General features: G+C 35.4%; 20 protein-coding genes. 6 read left to right on the top strand and 14 right to left on the bottom strand.

All coding sequences use genetic code 11. The features are described 5' to 3' along the window. Positions 1-3 precede the first annotated feature (3 nt). The 10 genes from ABWU73_RS06120 to def form a co-directional block, all read right to left on the bottom strand. Complete coding sequence (locus tag ABWU73_RS06120; protein WP_197907139.1) at positions 4-843, bottom strand: glycine--tRNA ligase subunit alpha; 840 nt, start codon at positions 841-843, stop codon at positions 4-6. Positions 844-887: 44 nt separating this feature from the next. Continuing rightward, positions 888-1,646 carry a phosphatidylglycerophosphatase gene (locus ABWU73_RS06115; RefSeq protein ID WP_265017863.1) on the bottom strand — a complete coding sequence of 253 codons (759 nt, stop codon included), beginning with the start codon at positions 1,644-1,646 and terminating at the stop codon, positions 888-890. Between the two features lie 146 nt (positions 1,647-1,792). Beyond that, the gene (hemB, locus tag ABWU73_RS06110; RefSeq protein WP_264329782.1) at positions 1,793-2,788 is read right to left on the bottom strand and encodes a porphobilinogen synthase; all 996 of its coding nucleotides are present in this window, start codon (positions 2,786-2,788) and stop codon (positions 1,793-1,795) included. Continuing rightward, positions 2,781-3,806, bottom strand: coding sequence for an NADH-quinone oxidoreductase subunit NuoH (gene nuoH, locus ABWU73_RS06105; protein WP_264329783.1), 1,026 nt, complete (start codon positions 3,804-3,806; stop codon positions 2,781-2,783). The genes hemB and nuoH overlap by 8 nt, the downstream gene beginning before the upstream one ends. Continuing rightward, positions 3,790-4,320 carry a hypothetical protein gene (locus tag ABWU73_RS06100; RefSeq protein WP_264329784.1) on the bottom strand — a complete coding sequence of 177 codons (531 nt, stop codon included), beginning with the start codon at positions 4,318-4,320 and terminating at the stop codon, positions 3,790-3,792. Before ABWU73_RS06100 ends, nuoH begins: the two co-directional genes overlap by 17 nt. A 73-nt stretch (positions 4,321-4,393) precedes the next feature. Beyond that, complete coding sequence (gene nuoG / locus ABWU73_RS06095; protein WP_353285478.1) at positions 4,394-6,463, bottom strand: NADH-quinone oxidoreductase subunit NuoG; 2,070 nt, start codon at positions 6,461-6,463, stop codon at positions 4,394-4,396. Continuing rightward, positions 6,448-6,660, bottom strand: coding sequence for a hypothetical protein (locus ABWU73_RS06090; RefSeq protein WP_006279675.1), 213 nt, complete (start codon positions 6,658-6,660; stop codon positions 6,448-6,450). Before ABWU73_RS06090 ends, nuoG begins: the two co-directional genes overlap by 16 nt. Positions 6,661-6,726: 66 nt before the next feature. After that, a complete protein-coding gene (locus tag ABWU73_RS06085; RefSeq protein ID WP_038250894.1) occupies positions 6,727-6,933 on the bottom strand; it encodes a hypothetical protein in 207 nt (68 codons plus the stop codon). A gap of 670 nt (positions 6,934-7,603) precedes the next feature. Then, positions 7,604-8,425: a uracil-DNA glycosylase family protein gene (locus tag ABWU73_RS06080; protein ID WP_264329786.1), complete on the bottom strand. Its 822-nt coding sequence runs from the start codon at positions 8,423-8,425 to the stop codon at positions 7,604-7,606. After that, positions 8,415-8,954 (bottom strand): peptide deformylase, encoded by a 540-nt coding sequence (gene def / locus ABWU73_RS06075; RefSeq protein ID WP_341810202.1) that lies wholly within the window; start codon positions 8,952-8,954, stop codon positions 8,415-8,417. The genes ABWU73_RS06080 and def overlap by 11 nt, the downstream gene beginning before the upstream one ends. Before the next feature lie 138 nt (positions 8,955-9,092). On the opposite strand from def, the gene ftsA reads away from it, so the two are divergent. Both ftsA and map read left to right on the top strand, forming a co-directional pair. Then, on the top strand, positions 9,093-10,331 hold the full coding sequence (gene ftsA / locus ABWU73_RS06070; RefSeq protein WP_006279680.1) for a cell division protein FtsA: 1,239 nt from the start codon (positions 9,093-9,095) through the stop codon (positions 10,329-10,331). 132 nt (positions 10,332-10,463) lie between these two features. After that, on the top strand, positions 10,464-11,246 hold the full coding sequence (gene map / locus ABWU73_RS06065) for a type I methionyl aminopeptidase (RefSeq protein WP_141456790.1): 783 nt from the start codon (positions 10,464-10,466) through the stop codon (positions 11,244-11,246). Positions 11,247-11,273: 27 nt separating this feature from the next. Here map and ABWU73_RS06060 read toward each other — a convergent pair whose 3' ends face one another. Continuing rightward, a complete protein-coding gene (locus tag ABWU73_RS06060) occupies positions 11,274-12,521 on the bottom strand; it encodes an MFS transporter (protein WP_264329788.1) in 1,248 nt (415 codons plus the stop codon). A gap of 223 nt (positions 12,522-12,744) precedes the next feature. Here ABWU73_RS06060 and rsmH point away from each other — a divergent pair, with 223 nt between their 5' ends. Both rsmH and ABWU73_RS06050 read left to right on the top strand, forming a co-directional pair. Beyond that, entirely contained in the window at positions 12,745-13,689 is a 945-nt protein-coding gene (rsmH, locus tag ABWU73_RS06055) for a 16S rRNA (cytosine(1402)-N(4))-methyltransferase RsmH (protein ID WP_006279684.1), read from the top strand. Beyond that, on the top strand, positions 13,686-13,991 hold the full coding sequence (locus tag ABWU73_RS06050) for a hypothetical protein (protein WP_250295957.1): 306 nt from the start codon (positions 13,686-13,688) through the stop codon (positions 13,989-13,991). Before rsmH ends, ABWU73_RS06050 begins: the two co-directional genes overlap by 4 nt. A gap of 51 nt (positions 13,992-14,042) precedes the next feature. Here the strand turns inward: ABWU73_RS06050 and ABWU73_RS06045 are convergent, their stop codons facing one another. Beyond that, positions 14,043-14,342 (bottom strand): ETC complex I subunit, encoded by a 300-nt coding sequence (locus ABWU73_RS06045; RefSeq protein WP_264329789.1) that lies wholly within the window; start codon positions 14,340-14,342, stop codon positions 14,043-14,045. A gap of 145 nt (positions 14,343-14,487) precedes the next feature. Here ABWU73_RS06045 and ABWU73_RS06040 point away from each other — a divergent pair, with 145 nt between their 5' ends. Together ABWU73_RS06040 and pth are read left to right on the top strand one after the other, a co-directional pair. After that, on the top strand, positions 14,488-15,099 hold the full coding sequence (locus tag ABWU73_RS06040; protein ID WP_265017865.1) for a 50S ribosomal protein L25/general stress protein Ctc: 612 nt from the start codon (positions 14,488-14,490) through the stop codon (positions 15,097-15,099). Then, the gene (gene pth, locus ABWU73_RS06035; protein ID WP_070356754.1) at positions 15,099-15,647 is read left to right on the top strand and encodes an aminoacyl-tRNA hydrolase; all 549 of its coding nucleotides are present in this window, start codon (positions 15,099-15,101) and stop codon (positions 15,645-15,647) included. Before ABWU73_RS06040 ends, pth begins: the two co-directional genes overlap by 1 nt. 2 nt (positions 15,648-15,649) lie before the next feature. Here pth and ABWU73_RS06030 read toward each other — a convergent pair whose 3' ends face one another. Both ABWU73_RS06030 and ubiH read right to left on the bottom strand, forming a co-directional pair. Further along, the gene (locus tag ABWU73_RS06030; RefSeq protein WP_006279689.1) at positions 15,650-16,612 is read right to left on the bottom strand and encodes an IS481-like element ISWpi4 family transposase; all 963 of its coding nucleotides are present in this window, start codon (positions 16,610-16,612) and stop codon (positions 15,650-15,652) included. Positions 16,613-17,058: 446 nt separating this feature from the next. Then, positions 17,059-18,207, bottom strand: coding sequence for a 2-octaprenyl-6-methoxyphenyl hydroxylase (gene ubiH, locus ABWU73_RS06025; RefSeq protein ID WP_209473195.1), 1,149 nt, complete (start codon positions 18,205-18,207; stop codon positions 17,059-17,061). Positions 18,208-18,368: the final 161 nt, after the last annotated feature.

The raw sequence follows: 18,368 nt of genomic DNA, 5'->3' as shown, positions 1-18,368 counted from the left end.
ATGCTATTTACTCATGTACAATTCGCAACATTTTTTTGTCAGCTCTCTAACTCTACCAATATAAGCTGTACGTTCATTCACACCAAGCACACCTCTTGCATCAAGCAGATTAAGTAGGTGACTAGTTTTAATACATTGGTCATAAGCTGCCATTGGTAGCTCCTTTTCAATAAGGAACTTACACAATTTTTCCGTATCTTCGAATTGCTGCTGTACCACTTTAGTATCATAATAATCTAACGCTAGATAAGAAAATTCATATTCTCTTTGTTTAAAAATATCTCCGTAAGTTACACCGTTATCGTTCCAAATTATATCGTAAACATTATCTACACCTTGTATGCACATTGCTAAACGTTCCAACCCATATGCCACCTCACCAGGAATCATCTTGCAGTCAATCCCTCCAACTTGCTGTATATAAGTAAGCTGTGTTACTTCCATTCCATTGCATGTAACTTCCCAACCAAGTCCTGATGCACCAACACTTGGATTTTCCCAATCATCTTCAACAAACTTAATATCATATTTTTCTGTAGATATGCCAAGAACTTTTAAGCTATCTAAATAGACGTCTTGTAAATTATTACCAGATGGCTTTATTATAACTTGATATTGGTGATGTTGATACAAACGATTAGGATTATCACTATAGCGCCCATCTGCTGGCCTAATTACTGGTTGTAGATATGCAATTTTTGCCGGTTTTGTATCAATTGCAGACATAATTGTTGCAGGATGTAATGTGCCAGCACCAACTTCAGATGTGTATGGGTGAAGTATAACACATCCTTCACTAGCCCAAAAATCTTGTAACTCTTTTATTATACTTTGTAAGTTCACACAAATTGCACACTTTTTATACTAAATATATAAATAAATAAGTACTATTCAATACCTATTTTTTTAACAGTATCATGTAAATAATCACCTAAAACTGCTGAACTTTCCCTCACATACTGAATTATGCTTTTATTTAGGACAATTGCATCATGCATAGTTAAATCGCAGAATATAAATGCTGTTAAATACAGTAAAATCACCGCATAAAATGTGTGAAAAATCCCCTCAAATGTAATTGACATTGCATTATTATAGCTGAGCTGTATTGAACTTATTGGCCATGGTTTTATCACTTCTACGACATTAAAAAATACGTAAGGTATCATAAGAAAAAAGAAAAAGTGCATAAAATCATTAAACCAAAATGGGCATTGAAACATCTGCTTACATATATTCCCATAGAGTTTACTTACAGCATAATAAATTGACATTATTGCTGGCATTGAAAGTGCTACAGTCAGTACTTGCCCTGACGCTATTTGTATTACTATTTCTTCACCACTGTTTGCTGAAGGGTCTTGAGCATGAAAAATAAATATTCCAATTAATTGCATTACTAACATAACTATTGCCAATTCTGTAAAAACAGCAGCTACAACTATTCCTGAGTCTGGCATTTTATATAGTAAGTATTCGCCTCCATATGTAAGAATTAATATAACATCGACAATAAATAATATTAAAAAAGAAGACCAATAGTTCTGCCAACTTGGTAAATATCCTATTCCTAAAAGAGAGCTTACTGTTTTGGCAGGAAAAACCTTGCCTAGCATCTTCCCCAAAAATTTAAAAAAAATCCCCATGTTCTAAGTAACACTTGGTTTATATTATTTATAATACTGTATTGTAACGGACTTATCAATAACTTAAAACATGTATTGGAAGATTTTAGGTAATATGCAGCAACAGTAGAAGAACGTGCGCCAAAAATTTAATAATTTTATAGGGCTTATGCACTTAAATTTTTTGCAATATCAAGTGCAGCGTAAGTGAATATTGCACTTGCACCCGCACGTTTGAAACCAATCAAAGATTCATAAATCACCTTGTCATAATCCAGCCAGCTATTATTTGCAGCAGCTTTTATCATTGCGTACTCACCGCTTACTTGGTAAGCAAAAATCGGAAAATTAAACTTATCACTTGCTGTTTTAATAATATCTAAATATGGCATACCTGGTTTAATCATAATAAAATCTGCACCTTCATTTATATCCATTTCAATTTCGCACATTGCTTCGTGCGCATTTTTATAATCCATTTGATAACCACTTTTGTCTATAGAATGTGATAGCCCACATGAACCAACGACTTGCCTGAATGGAGCATAGAAGCTAGAGCAGTATTTCACTGCATAAGATAATATTAATACGTCTTGAAAGTTGTTATCATCTAATGATTTTCTGATTCTTCCTATTCTACCATCCATCATATCAGAAGGAGCAACTATATCACATCCTGCCTTCGCTAAAGCAAGTGCTTGCTTACACAGTACTGATATAGTTTCATCGTTTTCTACATCCATCTGATTATCTTTTAAAATGCCGTCATGGCCATGAATAGTGTATGGATCCAGTGCAACGTCTGCAATAATACCAATTTCAGGTACCTTTAATTTTACAGCACGGATTGCTTTGCAGATTAAGTTGTCAGAATTATATGCTCCCTCAGCGTTTTCAGATTTTAGTTTACTATCAACTACAGGAAAAATTGCAACAGCATTAATTCCTAAATCTTTAGCTTCCTTAACTATAGACACTAATCCATCTATTGAATAACACTTTACGCCTGGTAAGCCAGAAATTGGTTCAGTTGTTTCTTCTCTGTCATGAACAAACAGAGGAAGAACCAGATCATTTACTGATAAACTATTTTCACTTGTTAAATTGCGAACCCATTTGCTCGAGCGCCTGCGTCTTAATCTTGTATTTGGGAAATTAAACATTGGATCCAGGCAAATTCCCAGTAAAGAGCAACACCCCTGAAATGAGTATCACCCAAAGCACCGATATTGGTAGAAATACTTTCCAACCAAGGCGCATTAGCTGATCATATCGATAACGAGGTATTGTTGCTCTAATCCAAATAAATATAAACAAAAGTATAACTATTTTCAAAATGAACCAAATTAAACCTGGAATTTTGTAAAGTAAACTGAACTCCAGCGGCGGATACCATCCTCCTAGAAAGAATATCGTCATCATAGCACTTGCTAGAATCATATTTGCATATTCTCCAAGAAAAAAGAGGGCAAAAGGCATGGATGAATATTCAACGTTATATCCAGAGACAAGCTCTGCTTCAGCTTCTGGTAAATCAAATGGGTGACGATTAGTTTCTGCAAGCAAAGAAATAAAAAATATTATTCCTATAGGCATTAGTAGCAAATCAACCCAAAATGGCATATTGTGTTTCGCTACCACCATCTCTCCAAGATTTAATGTTCCAGTGGTAATAACGACTGCAGCAACTATTAAGCCTATTGAAACTTCATATGAAATCATCTGAGCAGCCGACCGTATAGCGCCAAGGAATGCATAATTGGAGTTGCTTGACCAGCCTGCAATAATCACGCCGTATACTCCCAGCGACGATATAGCTAGCACGTAAAGCACTCCAACATTAATATTTGCTATAACCTTAGGAATAACTACTTGCTGGCCATTTTCTACAATTACTTCAGCACCAAACGGTATAACTGCCCAGGCAATTAATGCCAAGATAAAGGTAAGCATTGGAGCCATAATGAACAGTATGGTGCTCGCTCTAAATGGTATTATCGGCTCTTTAATCAGTAGCTTAATAGCATCTGCAAATGGCTGCAATAGCCCAAAAGGTCCAACTACACTCGGGCCGTGCCTTAGTTGAATTGCACCAATAACTTTACGTTCAAAGTACACCAAATATGCTACTGAAAGCAAAAGTGGAATGAGAAGAAAAATAATTTTAAATATTAAAGGCATACAACTCTAAACCAAAAAAGTAATTCATAATCGCCAAAATGAAGAATATAGCAAGCGCAGTAGATAAAGCAGATGATGTTATTAGAGTAAGAGCAGCAACCATATTCCGCAACCTACCATTTTCCGATTTAGCGTAGTAGCGCGATACGTACCAACTGAACAATATAAATGACATAATAATAACAATTATAATTATTGATAATCTAGAACTATCATACACCCCGCGTGAAACTATACCAGCTGTAGCACCACATACAGCTGCCACAATAATTTGCCTAAAAAGGTTAAACATATTCCATGAACTAGTATCTTTAATTTTAACATCATCACCTAATATGAATGAAAGTAAAAAAATCATGATTATTATTAATGGAAAATAACTCCATCCATCTTTAATAACTCCAGGAAATATACCACCTGCCAATATCAGTACATGAACAAATAATGTTACAATATCAGCGCGCAATTGTAGCAACGTATAAGGCTTACATTCTAAAATTGGATCCTTGTTCATTATTACTAAATTGGCTTTATGCTCAAAGTAAACCAAGACTGGCAGTAAAAAAGGCGTTAAAATAAATAAAACATTAACTAGCGTTATCATAAAAAGCCTTAGTACAATCCGCCATTATTTTTGAAGCGCGACTTATTGAATCCGTCATATAAAAATTACACTCCTTTAAAGTAAAAGGTGTATTACTTAAGCTTATTTCACCACTGCTGATTGGTACCCATGTATTTTTTATCACTTGATCAGCATTTCTAAACTGTGGACCGATAGTATCTAATTTTTTTCTCACGTCAAATAAACTATCATATGGTAAGGAGAGATCCAAATATTGCGAGAGATTTTTAATAATTAACCAATCCTCCTTTGCTTCACCTGGAGGAAATACAGCTAAATTTGTTCTTTGCACTCGACCTTCAGTGTTTACATAAGTTGCATATTTTTCTGTATATGCAGCACCAGGCAAGATAACATCTGCCACATGTGCACCCTTATCACCGTGATGACCTTGATAAATTACAAATGTGTTTTCTAACTTTGATGTGTCAATTTCATCTGCACCAAGAAGATAAACCACTTCTATTTCACCACTTTCTGCATGTTCCAATATTTGATTAATATCCCTTTCGCCTTTTTTAGGAACAAACCCAGTATCTAGCCCACCAACTCTTGCTGCAGCTTTATGCAGCACATTAAAGCCATTCCAGTCATCTCTGACCATGTTAAATTTTTCTGCAATTTTGCCAACTAGAATTAGAATTGATTCAGAATCATCTCTTATTAATGCATCTTGACCAATGATCAGCATAGGGTTTTGAGCAGCCACCAGCAGCTCACAGAATTTATGACTTCCATTTGCTATTTCACTCAAAATATCAGGATTATCGCCCAATTTCTCGACATAATATAAATATTCAATGTTAGGACCAACACTTGCAATAGGAAAGTTGCCCTGTAAATATCTCTTTCTCAATCTTACGTTAATGATCGGTGCTTCTATCCTTGGATTTGTATTTATAAGCAGGCATAAATCTGCATTTTCTATACCTTCAATAGTGGTATTGAACACATACGATCCACGATTACTTGGTATAAGCTTTGCACCATCTTGCCTGCAGTCTATATTCCCCGAGCCAAGCTTCTGCATCACTTCTTTGAGTAGAAGCATAGACTCACAATCTGCTAAATCACCTGCAATTGCAGCTATTTTATTTGATTTTGTATTCTTTAATTTCTTTGCAGCAACAGTTAATGCTTCATTCCAATCAACTGGGGCTAATTTACCATCTTTTTTTACATAAGGTCGATCAAGACGCTGAACTTTTAGTCCATCATAGGCAAAGCGGGTTTTATCTGATATCCATTCTTCATTTACCTCTTCGCTCAGCCTTGGTAATATTCGCATAACTTCCAGGCCACGATAATCAACTCTAATGCTACTTCCCACAGCATCTAGCACATCTATAGTCTCACAATGTGATAGCTCCCATGGACGCGCTGTAAAGGAGTAAGGCTTTGAAGTTAAAGCCCCTACCGGGCAGAGATCTATGATATTTCCAGATAATTCAGAACTAATATGCCTTTTTATGTAAGTGCTAATCTCTACATTTTCTCCCCTTCCGATTCCTCCAAGTTCATTTGTACCTGCAACATCGGACAAAAATCTAACACACCGAGTGCAATGAATGCATCGATTCATCGCGGTCTCAATCAGTGGTCCGAAGTGTTTTTTTGGCACAGCCCTCTTATGCTCATCAAGTCTGCTGGTTCCTTTCCCATAAGCCATCGTGATATCTTGCAAATCGCATTCACCACCCTGATCGCAAATTGGGCAATCAAGCGGGTGGTTAATTAGCAAAAACTCAAGCACACCTTCACGTGCTTTTTTAACCTTAGGGGTATCAGTGTGAATAACCATCCCTTCTGCAACTGGTATTGCACAAGAGGCTACTGGTTTTGGAGGTCCACCCTCCACTTCAACCAAACACATTCTGCAATTACCAGCAATTGCTAAACGCTCACGATAACAAAAACGTGGAATTTCAACGCCCACAACTTCACAAGCTTGAATTATAGTGAGCCCATGCTCTACTTCACATTCCTTAGAATTAATAGTAACTTTAACCACAACTATTATACAGCTTCCCACTTTATAGGATTGCCGCTTACCTCATCTTCAACCAGATTGCCGTTGTCATATTGAGCAGACATATAATTCATGCGCGAATCACGATCTATATATCTAACAGGTTTTACCGGTTTATCTTTATACATTTTTTGCTCAGCTTTCTTACGCTGAGTAGGGTTATTTTTACTAGCTGTCTTTGCTTTCCCACCTGCTGCCATATAAACTCCTAAAAACTTTTCATTCTATTTTAACACTTAAGTATATAGCGTCAATATTTAATAACTTTAAAATTTCAATAGATCTCTTATTATAATCATTTTACAATCATTGTTTAAATAAAAAGTTACCCCTTGATGCCATTCCAGCGCATGACGCACAGCTGTACGAACATTGCAATTTGCAGGCAATTTGCGTGGCAGATTCAAGTAGCTGACACTGGTTTCCATCCAAAACAGCAGTAGCCCTTTTGGTGTCATTTCAGTGCTTGACACTGAAATCCAGGATTTTGATTGGATACTGAGTTGGTAAGCATAAAAGTATAGCTAACGCGAGCTCTACGTCATACCGCGATTTATTCGCGGTATCTCAAAGCATAGATCCCGCTAACAAGCAGCGGGATGACGATTGTCGTTTAGCTATAAATATTTAAGAAATTTACCAAATAAAAAAAAAGGCAAAAGAAGCCCTGGGGTTATTATCTGCTTTAAAATATTGGCGTTTTTTATGTTTTAAACGCTTGACAAGCGAAATTCAGCTGCTTTTAATTGCAACTAACCTACGCTGCAAATGTTTAAGAAATTTACTAAGCAGAAAAAAAGACAAAGAACCCCCGAGTTAGCTAGTCTTTTACTATCTCTGTCGAGTATTGGCATTTTTTGATGTCTTGTAACGCTTTATAAGCGCGTTCAGCTTATTTAGATAAAAATCTAGATGTAGATGAAGTTTTGTAAAGACATACAGTATCTATATACTGCAAAAAATTGAACATAAGACGCCGATACATTAAGTAATCCTTACCTTTTAATCTGCAGATTGGCGAAAGCAAATACAATAGCTTCAATTTTATGATAAGGGGGCTGGCGGAGTTTGTCAAGGAAGTTTTTTCGTTTCTAACGATTGTTAACATGCTGCAAAAAACTATGCAAGAGGTCTACCACTTTATTAGGTATTTGTGCAGTTATTGGTGTTATCAAGATACTCCCTAATCTTTTTCAAATCCTCCCAGGCTAAACGTTTTTGTGCTGGTTGGCGAAGTAGGTAAGCTGGATGAAATATAGCGGCTGTGGTGATTGAATTGGACAAATATTGGTTAGTGTACGTATGAAATCTGCCACGCAAATTCGATATAGTTTTTGTGCTGTCAAGAAGGCTATAACATGCGATTCCCCCGACCAAAATTAAAATTTGTGGTGAAACTAGTGCAACGTGTTTTTCGACAAATGGTCTGCACATATCAAGCTCTAGGTCGGTTGGCTTTCTATTGCCAGGTGGACGCCAAAATACAGTATTGCTTATGTATACCTTAGTGCGATCAAGATTGATTGCATTTAACATTTTATCGAGCAACATTCCACTTGCACCACAAAATGGTATGCCTTGAAGGTCTTCATTTGCTCCTGGAGCTTCACCAACGAGCATAACTTTTGCGTTTGGATTACCATCGGAAAAGACAGTATTAGTTGCAGTTTTTTTTATCTCACAACCTTCAAATGACTTCACTGCACTTCTTAATTCATCCACACTACCACATTTACCTGCAAGTTTCCTTGCTTCAATTATCCAATCACTTGGAAACATGTCTTTTCCATCTTTAGTGTCACCCCAGCGCGTATCTGCATCTTTCTTCTGGGTCCCAGTTTGGATAACAGAGGGTTGTACACCCTCTTTGCTCTCCAGCTTTTTTTCCTCTTCACCCTCTGTTAGTGTGCAATCAACGCCCACTTCATGGTAAAATTTTAATAATTCTAGGTCTTTATTGCTCATAATGCTTTTTAACCTTTTGTGCTTTTTTCATGGCCATATCATACTTTAATTTAGATAAATGTCTAATATATAATATGCCGTTTAAGTGATCTAATTCATGCTGAATACACCTTGCAAGCCAACCACTAGCTTTTAGCGTCTGTTCTTCGTTATTTAAGTCTCTGTATTTCACAGTTAAATACTTTGGACGCTTAATTTCATGACTTTGCTCTGGAATTGAAAGGCATCCTTCCTTGAGAATTACTTGTTCATCGGATAATTCTGTAATCTCAGGATTAATCATGTAAAATTTGCCAGTTGAGCCATATCCTGCTGGCTCATTTTCAATCGTTTCTAGCTGAATATTCATAACAAAAATTCTCTTTAACACTCCAACTTGCACTGCAGCAAGGCCAAGACCTTCTGCATCATACATAGTTTCGAACATGTCGTTTACTAATTCTTTAATTTTATCGTTTATATCTGTTACTTCACTGGCACGTGTGATTAGTCTTTCATCAGGGGCAATTACAATTGGTAATATGGACATAAAAATTATAATTCTATGTTTTGCTTTTCCTTTTGTCCAGAATTTAGTGTATATTAAAATGTTGCTATATCTATAATAGAAATATAAATTATTAAAGAAAGCTACAATTTAAATGAAATTGCGTAATAAGGTTAACTAATGTACTCTGCAGTAATAGCAAAACCAAAGAGAAACGTTTTTGCTGTTTTAGACATAGGTACAACAAAGATTATTTGTCTAATCGTTAAAATAAATAGCAACTTCAGCTATAAAGTAACAGGAACGGGTTATAAGATTGCAGAAGGTGTAAACGGTGGATCAATAACTAATGTAAAACACGCAAATTACTCCATCTCATCAACTATAGGTTTAGCTGAACAAGTATCAGAAGAAACCATAGATCAGATATATGTGAACATTGCTGGATGTGGCATCTCATCTTTCAATGTACATAATGAAATTATTGCAGCTAACCATGAGATTTCTGAGCGTGATATAAGACGTGTAGTTTTTCAAACATTTGAGAAATATATTGAAGACAATGTTATCATTCACAATATACCACTAAAATATCACTTAGATGACATGACTGACATAAAAGAAGTTGGTGGATTGTACGGAAAAAGACTATCTGCTGATGTTAATGTTGTCACTGCTTCGCGTCCAGCGCTTACCAATATTGAAAACTGTATTACCAATAATGGTGGATTAAATATGGCAGGTTGTATTGCTTCTGCATATTCTGCAGGTCTTGCCTGTCTGAGTGGAGATGAAAAAGAGCTCGGGACTGCTATTGTTGATATAGGCGGTGGGTGCACTGCAATTGGAATTTTCAAAAGAGGGAAACTTGTGTATGCAAGCAGCGTTCCAATTGGTGGTGTTCATATCACTCGAGATATTGCTTACGGGCTATGCACAAGCATAGAACGTGCAGAGTATATAAAAATACTGTATGGCAGCACTATCGTAACTTCAATAGATGAGAATGAGTACATTACAATGCAAAACAACGAAAATGATGAACCTACTCAAGTATTCAAATCTGAGCTTATTAACATCATAAGACCAAGAGTTGAAGAAATACTTGAAATGGTAAGAGAGCAATTTCAAGAGCAGAAAGATCCAATTAATAAAGTAGTGATCACAGGTGGAACTAGTCAACTCACAAGCATGAAGGAAATTGCAGGCTATATATTCAATAAGCAAGTTCGAATTGGGTGCCCTGAGTCTTGTAGCGGTCTTGATGGCGAATATGATAAAAATCCTGTATTTTCTGCTGCTATAGGCTCTATAAAGCTAATAGTTGACACTTTTTATAAAAATAATTCTGGTATTTTAGGTCAGGATGGTAAAATGAGTAAATTGTATAATTGGGTTAAATCAAAAGTTACAGTCTAGATTTCTGTTTTACCACCTTTCATACAAATGACTTGACACTAGGATCCATAGGACTTATTTTTATAATATGTAAAATTATTATGTTTATGTACTTGCGAGTAAGCGTACCAATTACAATAAGACATGGAAAATATGAACATAACTATACATTCACAAGAAGATTTTGAATTTATGCGCAAGGCCGGCAGGCTTGCTGCTGAAACTCTTGATTTCATTGCACCGTACGTAAAGGTAGGGGTGACAACTAATGAATTAAATGATCTATGCCATGACTTTATAATTAATGCAGGTGCAATTCCAGCACCACTAAACTATAGGGGGTATCCAAAATCAATTTGCACTTCAAAAAATGCAGTTGTGTGCCATGGTGTTCCCGATGATAAACCGCTTAAAGATGGAGATATTTTAAATATTGATGTCACGGTGATTTTAAATGGTTGGCATGGTGATACAAGTCGCATGTTTTGGGTTGGCAAACCATCAATCAAAGCAAAACGTTTATGTGATGCTACTTATAATGCGTTGATGGAAGCAATCAAACAAGTTAAGCCCGGCAATAAGTTAAATGAAATAGGGCTTGCTATAGAGAAATATATTAGAGATTTTGGATATTCTATCGTACGCAGCTACTGCGGACATGGTATAGGAAAAGTCTTTCATGCTCCACCAAATGTAGTGCATTTCTATGATCAAGATGAAGATCTTGTCTTAAAGGAAGGTATGTTTTTTACAATAGAGCCAATGATTAATGCTGGAAAACATGAGACTCTGCTCAGTAAACTCGATGACTGGACAGTAACAACACGCGATCTTTCACTTTCTGCTCAATTTGAGCATACACTTGGAGTGACAAAAGATGGTGCTGAAATATTCACATTATCACCTAAGAATTGGCATTTCCCACCTTATAATTAGATTTTTTTAAATTCTGCTATACTGCAACTATACTTGGTTTACTTTGGGTGATTTTGAAGAAAGCTCACCCTTAATTTGCGATATAGCAACTAGCCCAATTAATGCACAGAAAATCATGTAAAAACTAGCTGAAGTCTCTTGTCCTGTAACCTTGATAATTGTTGTGCATATAAATGGTGCAAGGCCGCCAAAAAATCCAGCAGCTATATTTCTTGATAAACCAAATCCACTGTACCGAACCTTTGTTGGAAATAATTCGCACATAAGTGCACTGACAGGACCAAGCGATGCAGCTATTGGAATTATAAAAAGAATGTGTGCCAGCAAGTAATTGCCACTACATAACATTGAAAAAACTGGATAACTTACTATTACAAAAGCTATAAATGCAAATTTCATAACTTTTTCTCTTCCTACCTTATCAGAAAGTATAGCAAATAATATTGTCAATCCTCCGAGCGCAATTTGACTCAGTATTTCCACTATATGATTAAAATGAGTATTTACTGTTAATATTTTATTCGTAAGCACATTGAAAAATACCAAATATATATAGAGAGACGCATTTTCAACCAAGTCAATACCTATTGATATTAGAACAGGCTTTTTGTAATTGTTTAATAACTCTTTTAGTGGCAATTTAGACGGATTTTTTTGTCTTTTATACTCTGGGCTTTCATCAAGTATATATCTCATATATATGCTAATTAATCCCATTGCTAAACTGAAAATGAAAGGTAATCTCCACCCCCAAGATTCAAAATCAGATACTTTTTTGCATATGAGTACCGCTATCAGGCTTAATATTGAACCAAGAATTGCACTTAATACCTCAATGCTGCCAAAAAATCCTTTTTTGTTTTTAGGAGCATGTTCTATTAAAAATGGTGCATTTCCTGCTTCTCCTCCAAGAGATATACCCTGCAATAATCTTAAACACACTACCAGCATTGACGCTAGTATTCCAATGCTTTGATAACCTGGAACAAAAGCAATTAATACGGTTGATAAAGTCATTAATATAATCGAGAGCAATAAGGCAACTCTTCTGCCATGTTTATCACCAATGTGACCAAATATAGCAGCACCGACTGGTCTCATTAAGAAACCCACTGCAAACACTCCAAAAGCCTTCAATACGCTGGTTAGTTGATCATCCGATGGAAAAAACACACCACCTATTATGTTTATTAAGTGGCCAAAAAGCATGTGGTCATACCACAATAAAGTGTTACAAATCAAACTTGAAAATATTACTTTTGTTATTTGCTGCATAATTTCCCTATAGCCTGTTTGATCTTATATATAAAAAAAAATGTGAACGTTATGTGAATATTATATTAACAATATTAAACCTTGATTTTAATATTATTGCTCATATATTCCGATAAGATACCATATTTTGGCAAGAAAATCTATGTACATAAATAAAATTGATGTGAAGAGTAGAGTAGAGTAGAGTAGGATATCTACACCAACTGTACTTAAATTTTTTGATATGACACACACTCCAGTTTTGTTAAAAGAGATGCTATCACTACTATCACCGCAGGATGGTGGCATATACGTGGACGCCACATTTGGAGCTGGAGGGTATAGCAAAGCAATATTGGAGTCAGCTGATTGCAAAGTATATGCAATTGATAGAGATGAAACGGTAACTAAGTTTTATGATGATTTAAGCGTTAGATATCCAGATAGAATAAAACTATTCATTGAGAAGTTTAGTAATATTAAAAGTATACTAAGCAGCGTTGAGCCATCTCCTGTCATCCCAGTACTTGATACTGGAAAAAATAACTGGTCACGCGCTGGAATGACATCAAACGGGGTGGATGGAGTGGTCTTTGACATCGGAGTTTCATCTATGCAGCTTGATAACGGAGATAGAGGGTTCTCATTTTTACATGATGGTCCACTCGATATGAGCATGGATAACTCTTCTTATATAAACGCTTCAACGTTTGTTAACGCTTTACGCGAAGAAGAAATCGCAAATACTATATATAACTACGGAGGCGAACGTCATTCTCGCAAAATTGCAAGAGCAATAATAAATGCACGGAAGAAGAAAACTATCAAAACTACATTTGAGCTTGCGGATATTGTACGTTCCGTGGTATTTCGTGGAAAAAGCAAAATTGATCCTGCAACCAGAACATTTCAGGCAATCAGAATATGGGTAAACGATGAGCTGGGAGAACTTGAAAAGGGTATTAAAGCTGCATCTGAGATTTTAAGTGAGAATGGCAAATTAATTGTCGTCACCTTTCATTCCTTAGAAGATCGTATAGTCAAAACTTTTTTTAAAGATTTATGTGCTACTGATTGCAAGACATTCTCTCTGCTAAATAAAAAAGTGATCGAAGCAAGTATAGAAGAAGTAAGTGCAAATCCGCGTTCACGCTCAGCAAAACTAAGAGCTATACAGAGGTTGTCGTGAGAACTTTCTGCATCATCTCAATAGTTATGTTTTTTCTTAGCATTGTAGGACTATTTAAGGTAAAATTACATGTTCAGTCGTTAAATAGAGAGCTAATAAAAATAAAAAGTGAAATTAATTTAGTACAAAGTGATATAAAAGTTTTACAAGCAGAATGGAGCTATTTGAATAATCCAAAAAGACTTGCAAGCCTTGTAAAGAAATACCTGAAAAATAACTCTTTAATACTGGCTAGCCAGGTTAAAAATCTTGACTCTCTAAATGGCCGCAGTGTGCTAGCACAACTTAAAACCCAGAATTAAATTGGTTATATTAAGCCTTACCTTTTACAGACAAGCACACCACAATAAACCTTACTTTAGTATGAAATTGCTTGCGTAAGATTTTGGCAGCCTCTTAACATTTTTTGGCATTTCAATTATGTATTTAACGTTGCATTTTTTTGCGTAGAATACTGCTTTTTCAAGAGAATCAAACTTTAATACAATCTGTTTTTTTGGATCTTTTGAGCCAACCCACCCCATTAAAGGTTCAATGTAGTAAGAACCAGATTCAATTTTTAGGTGCCAGAAATTTGTATTACCTAAACCAGATTGTGTTGCAGTTCTTGTTGGTCTATAAATCCTAAAAACTACTTTATCGTCAATGCCCATAGTTCTTGTTAAATAAGCTTAAATATATATCCAAATAAATCCTTTCACAAACAATTAGTATGAAAGAATGAAGTTTGAAATAAATATTTTTATGTTATATTATTATTAAATTATATTAAAAGGATTAGCTGAATAGGAGTAACCGATGACGCAACAGGAAATAGTAACAATTAATGCAGAGTTACGTGATATAACAAAAACAAAAGCGATGCATTCTCTAAGGAAGAAAGGAAACATCCCTGGAATCATGTATGGAAAGGGCCATGATAATGTAAATTTGACATTGTCTGCAAAGGAATTCACAAAGCAATATAAGTCAGGCTCTCTTTCTGCACATTTGATAGAGCTGAATATTTCGGGCAAAAAGGAATATGCTCTTGTTCGCGATATCCAATTGCATGTAGTAAAGGATACTGTGCAACATGTTGATTTTCAATTTGTTGATAAAGGCAGCGAAATTAAAATAGACATACCTCTATCATTTGTGAATGAAAGTAAAGCTCCAGGAATCAAGTTAGGTGGAGTGCTTAATGTTTTGTGTCGTTCTATTGCTGTTAAATGCTCTCCTGATAAAATACCTCAGGTTATTGAAGTTGATTTATCCGGTAAAATGATTGGCCAATCTATACATATCAATGATGTAAAATTACCAGAAGGTGTTAAGTTTGTAGCTCATGAAGAAGAAAATTTTACCATTGTTACAATTTCTGCTGCCGATAGTGACGTTGAAGAACCTCAAGCAGAAACAGAGGAATAGTGCACCTGATAGTTGGGCTTGGTAACCCTGGTAGTCAATATGAGTTAACTCATCATAATATCGGCTTCATCGTAGTTGATACAATTTGCAAATATTGGAATTTCCATTCGTTCTCTAAAAAAGCCGATTATCTGATAACCTCTGGCATAATTAATGATAATAAAATTATGTTAATAAAGCCTTATTCATTTATGAATAATTCAGGCATCCCTGTTGCAAAAATACGAAACTTTTACAAATTATCGCTAGATAATATCGTTGTCATACACGATGACGCTGATTTGGAACTTGGAAGAATAAAAGTAAAGAAAGGTGGTAGTTCTGCTGGACATAATGGACTTAAATCCATAGATAGTTTTATTGGCAATGATTATTGGCGCTTGAGATTTGGAGTGGGTAGACCTGAAGATCAAAGAAGCTTAGCAGATTATGTGTTATCAAAATTTTCAAATTTTGATAATGTTACTCCCTTAGTGGAAAAAATAGCAAAAAATATACACTTAATGCTGCAAGGAGATAATACAGCTTTTATCAATTTGATTGTATAATATTACGAAACACAGGAAGTGTATGGTCCCAGAGTGTGATGGTGTGGATTTAGTATGAACAATTCAGGAGATTTTGTCCACTGTAAAGATATAAACTCAAAAGGTGTAAGACCCTTAAGAGTTTTGAGTCTTTTAGCATAATTGTAGGCCATAACAAAGTCATAAAGATGCTCTTTGAGTTGCTGGTGAGACTGATAGTAATACTTCTTAACAGTGGCATTCTTTAAAGTTTTGTTCATACGCTCAACTTGCCCATTTGTCCAAGGATGGCTAACTTTTGTTAGACGGTGTTCAATGTCATTTTCTTCACAAGCTCTATCAAATATATGTTGAAAAGCGTATTTATGGCGTTTTTGGTTGGTAAATTGTACACTGTTATCTGTCAAAATAGTGTGGATTTTATATGGTAAAATTTTAATCAAATTACGTAGAAACTCAGCAGCTATAGGTTTTGTAGCACTTTTATGCAACTCAACATACGTAAATTTGGATGTTCTATCTATTGCAACAAACAAATATAACTTTCCTTCTTCTGTTCTAACTTCTGCAATATCAATATGGAAATAGCCTATAGGATATTGTTTGAATTTCTTTTTTGGTTTAACTTCGCCATCAACATCTGGTAGTCTGCTAATGCTGTGCCTCTGTAAGCAACGATGTAGACTAGAGCGAGTCAAGTGTGGGATTGAGGTTTGCAAAGCGTAGAGACAATCATCTAATGGCAATAGAGTATGCTTACGAAATGCAACAATTACAGCCTCCTCTTCTAAAGTTAAAACAGTTGATCTTGCATGCTTCGGACCCATATCAGCGTCTTTGGCAAAAGACCGTTTTCTCCATTTAATGATAGTTTTTGGATTAAGGTTATAGTACCTGGAGAGTTTTGCTATGCTCTCTTTACTATTTTGTATTGCTCTACGAATTGTCTCTGTTGTTTTGGCGCACCCATGTAATATTTGTCCCATAATTCCTCCTTTGATGGTATTGTTTTCTCATATTTTATCATACCATCACACTCTGGGACCATACATCCCCCCCCCTCCCCCCCCCTAATTCCTATATCAAACCTTTCTTTACTAGATTATATAGTCAATATAAAAAGCCATATAAAATTGCTTCCACTGCTGCCATGAGGAAATTGCTTATTCTTGCTAACTCTTTAGTCAGAGATGACAGGGTTTTTACTGAGGAATATAACTCTCTGTCTGTTTCTATCTAAGAGCCAGTATAGCTGTGGATAAGCACGTTTATACAGATAAAAGTACTTATCCACAGCTACATCAATTTTTCTATTGACTTTTAACACAACTGCTGAACAGATACATTCGTCATCCCGCTACGTGTTAGCGGCCAAGATACCGCGGCGGTATGCCGTGGGAAACCTGACTTGCATTAGCTATAAAATAGTGATTTATATAAATCCCATAGCATGCCGAATGAAGCGTTTTTTGAGGAAATTTGAATTTTCAACTGCAATCAAGCCAAGATTTCTTAGTGCTTTAGCGCAGAATATTCTGTTGGAAAACATCCTATTTAATCCATCAGTTGCAAGTGCCATTGTAAAATTATCAAAGTATCTGTTACGTGAAATTTTCTTTAATAAATAACTACTGCCAACATCAATACCAGATGCTTTTGCGGCAACTACGTGCTTTATAATACTTTCTACATCTCTAATTCCAAGATTAAGCCCTTGACCTGCAACTGGATGAATTGAATGTGCTGCATCGCCGATAAGCAAAACTCTACCCTTATATAACTTTTTTGCGAAAACAAAACTTAAAGGATAAAGTTTTCTTTCACCCTCTAGTTTTATCTTTCCTAAATAAGAACCAAATCTTTTTTTAAGCTCTATAATAAATTCTTCTTCAGACAGATCCATTAGCATTTTTGAAATTCCAGATTTTTCTGTCCAAACTATCGAAGAAGTATAGCCATCCTTTATCGGTAGAATTGCAAATGGACCGCCAGGAAAAAAACGCTCTACAGCTAAGTTTTGGTGATGCAGTTCATGCTTTACATTAAATACTATGCTACTTTGTTTATAATCAAATTTCGCTGTCGGTATAGAAAATAACTCTGGTAGTTTAGAGTTCTTGCCTTCAGCGCAGATAAGTAGCGATGATATTAATTCCTGGTTATTATCAAGAATAACTTCCACATATCCTGAATCACAAGCAATTGTTTTATAGGAATGTGGAGAGTATATATTTAGTTTATTCAAAAAATTATTGTTGATTGCATTCCATATAGTGGCATTGTTAATAACATAACCCATTGGTTCTTCACCAACCATTTTATGATTGTAATGCACAGTAACCGCATCTAATATGCATATATCAAGTATTGGCTCAGCTTCGCTTTCTATAAACTGCCAAATCCCTAATTTTTCCAATATTTTTTTCGAACCTTGAGAAATAGCAAATGCTCGGTTGTCATCTACTACACGTGGTAGACTATTTTTTTCAATCACAGCTACAGACACAGAGTCACAACTGAGGCCAATGGCAGTAATAAGACCAAGTAACCCACCACCTGAAATGATTACATCATAATTCATTTTATTTACGCTAATTGTAAAATTATATTTTATCTGTTTTGAAAATAGTTTAAACAAACTTTATATATAAATTAAATTTTTTAGATCCCAGTGTCAGCTACTTGGATGACATCTAAAGACACTCCACCTTGTCATTCCAGCACGTAACGAACAACTGTACG

This window comes from Wolbachia endosymbiont (group A) of Andrena helvola, assembly GCF_964028415.1.
Taxonomy (GTDB): Bacteria; Pseudomonadota; Alphaproteobacteria; order Rickettsiales; family Anaplasmataceae; genus Wolbachia; species Wolbachia pipientis.
This window is presented reverse-complemented; position numbering and strand designations above follow the sequence as displayed.

What these genes read in the sequence shown, in the direction of transcription:
- ABWU73_RS06115 (WP_265017863.1), bottom strand. Translation starts at nt 1,646, where the DNA reads ATGGGGATTTTTTTTAAATTTTTGGGGAAGATGCTAGGCAAGGTTTTT.
- hemB (WP_264329782.1), bottom strand. Translation starts at nt 2,788, where the DNA reads ATGTTTAATTTCCCAAATACAAGATTAAGACGCAGGCGCTCGAGCAAA.
- nuoH (WP_264329783.1), bottom strand. Translation starts at nt 3,806, where the DNA reads ATGCCTTTAATATTTAAAATTATTTTTCTTCTCATTCCACTTTTGCTT.
- ABWU73_RS06100 (WP_264329784.1), bottom strand. Translation starts at nt 4,320, where the DNA reads ATGAACAAGGATCCAATTTTAGAATGTAAGCCTTATACGTTGCTACAA.
- ABWU73_RS06090 (WP_006279675.1), bottom strand. Translation starts at nt 6,660, where the DNA reads ATGGCAGCAGGTGGGAAAGCAAAGACAGCTAGTAAAAATAACCCTACT.
- ABWU73_RS06080 (WP_264329786.1), bottom strand. Translation starts at nt 8,425, where the DNA reads ATGAGCAATAAAGACCTAGAATTATTAAAATTTTACCATGAAGTGGGC.
- def (WP_341810202.1), bottom strand. Translation starts at nt 8,954, where the DNA reads ATGTCCATATTACCAATTGTAATTGCCCCTGATGAAAGACTAATCACA.
- ftsA (WP_006279680.1), top strand. Translation starts at nt 9,093, where the DNA reads ATGTACTCTGCAGTAATAGCAAAACCAAAGAGAAACGTTTTTGCTGTT.
- map (WP_141456790.1), top strand. Translation starts at nt 10,464, where the DNA reads ATGAACATAACTATACATTCACAAGAAGATTTTGAATTTATGCGCAAG.
- ABWU73_RS06060 (WP_264329788.1), bottom strand. Translation starts at nt 12,521, where the DNA reads ATGCAGCAAATAACAAAAGTAATATTTTCAAGTTTGATTTGTAACACT.
- rsmH (WP_006279684.1), top strand. Translation starts at nt 12,745, where the DNA reads ATGACACACACTCCAGTTTTGTTAAAAGAGATGCTATCACTACTATCA.
- ABWU73_RS06045 (WP_264329789.1), bottom strand. Translation starts at nt 14,342, where the DNA reads ATGGGCATTGACGATAAAGTAGTTTTTAGGATTTATAGACCAACAAGA.
- ABWU73_RS06040 (WP_265017865.1), top strand. Translation starts at nt 14,488, where the DNA reads ATGACGCAACAGGAAATAGTAACAATTAATGCAGAGTTACGTGATATA.
- ABWU73_RS06030 (WP_006279689.1), bottom strand. Translation starts at nt 16,612, where the DNA reads ATGGGACAAATATTACATGGGTGCGCCAAAACAACAGAGACAATTCGT.
- ubiH (WP_209473195.1), bottom strand. Translation starts at nt 18,207, where the DNA reads ATGAATTATGATGTAATCATTTCAGGTGGTGGGTTACTTGGTCTTATT.